Annotated in this window: 1 protein-coding gene; it reads left to right on the top strand. The window is 66.6% G+C overall.

What is annotated here, in order from left to right; all coding sequences use genetic code 11:
• Positions 1–1,295 (top strand): chloride channel protein (locus tag EOD15_RS34210; protein ID WP_148129816.1); only part of this gene is annotated, 1,295 nt, incomplete at its 5' end.
• Between the last annotated feature and the right edge of the window lie 154 nt (positions 1,296–1,449).

Here is a 1,449-nt window from a genome sequence, read left to right as displayed (position 1 = left end):
TCTTCAGGCTGCGCCGCAACGATGTCCGCATCCTGGTCGGCTGTGGTGCGGCCGGCGCCATCGCCGCCGCCTTCGATGCACCGCTGACCGGCGCCTTCTACGGCTTCGAACTGGTCATCGGCATCTACTCGGTTGCCAATGTCGCGCCAGTCTTGACAGCCGCGATCTGCGCCTCGCTGACGGCCGAGATGTTCGGCGGCGTACCGTTTCCGCTTGAGCTTTCGGGTCTGCCGGCGCTCACCGCCAGCCAGTATGTGCCGTTCCTGCTGCTCGGCCTGCTCGGCGGTGCCGCCTCGATCGCCATCATGCATCTGGTGACACTGATCGAGCGCGGTTTCGCCAGGCTGTCGATCGATGCGGCGCTGCGCCCCGTCATTGGCGGCGTCATCGTCGGGCTGCTGGGGCTGATCACGCCGCAGGTCCTGTCCAGCGGCCATGGCGCGCTGCATCGTGAATTCTCGATGAATTACGGGCTGGCCGTGGTGGCCAGCGTCTTCGTGCTCAAGCTGGCGGCGTCGGCGGTCTCGCTGGGGTCGGGTTTTCGCGGCGGATTGTTCTTCGCCTCGCTGTTCCTCGGCGCGCTGCTCGGCAAGGCGTTCGCGGATGTGATGATTGTCGTCTCGCCGGCAACCGGCATCGACCCTGCCGTCGCCGCCGTCGTCGGCATGACGTCGCTCGCAGTCGGTGTCGTCGGCGGTCCGCTGACGATGACCTTCCTGGCGCTGGAATCGACCCGCGACCTGACGCTGACCGGCGTTGTGCTGGCCGCCTCGATCATGTCGGCGATCCTGGTGCGCGAGACCTTCGGCTACTCGTTCTCGACATGGCGCTTCCATTTGCGCGGCGAGACCATCCGCAGCGCCCACGATGTTGGCTGGATGCGCAGCCTCACAGTCGGCTCGATGATGCGCAAGGACATCAAGACCATCTATGCCTCGACGACGCTGGCAGCCTTCCGCAAGCAAGTGCCGCTCGGCTCTGCCCAGCGGGTCATCGCCGTGGATGCGGGCGATCATTATGTCGGCGTGCTGATCGTGGCCGAACTGCACAGCGATCCTTCCGATGGCGAGGTGCCGGTGCGCGATCTTGCCAAATACAAGGACGCGGTGCTGGTGCCGAGCATGAACGTGCAGGCCGCCGCGGAAACATTCCAGCGCGCCGGCGCCGAAGAACTCGCTGTCGTCGAGGATTTCACCGACCACATCGTGCTGGGCCTGTTGACCGAAGGCCATCTGATGCGGCGCTATGCCGAGGAACTCGACAAGGCGCGCCGGGATCTGTCGGGCGAGGGCTGACGGGAGGGCCAAGCGGGGTGCCTGCGGCAGGGGCGCGATTGCGGAGCCCTAATGCTCGATCGGCCCCTTGGCCATCACAAGCGCTGTGCCGGCGGTGGTCGGGCGTTCGATCATGCGCCGCACGCGGGGCGGTTCGTCGCCGCTGTGCAGGGCC

Origin of the sequence: Mesorhizobium sp. M7A.T.Ca.US.000.02.2.1, assembly GCF_003996995.1 — a bacterium.
GTDB lineage: Bacteria > Pseudomonadota > Alphaproteobacteria > Rhizobiales > Rhizobiaceae > Mesorhizobium.
The sequence above is the reverse complement of the archived record's forward strand: the minus strand, read 5'-3'. Positions and strand labels throughout refer to the sequence as shown.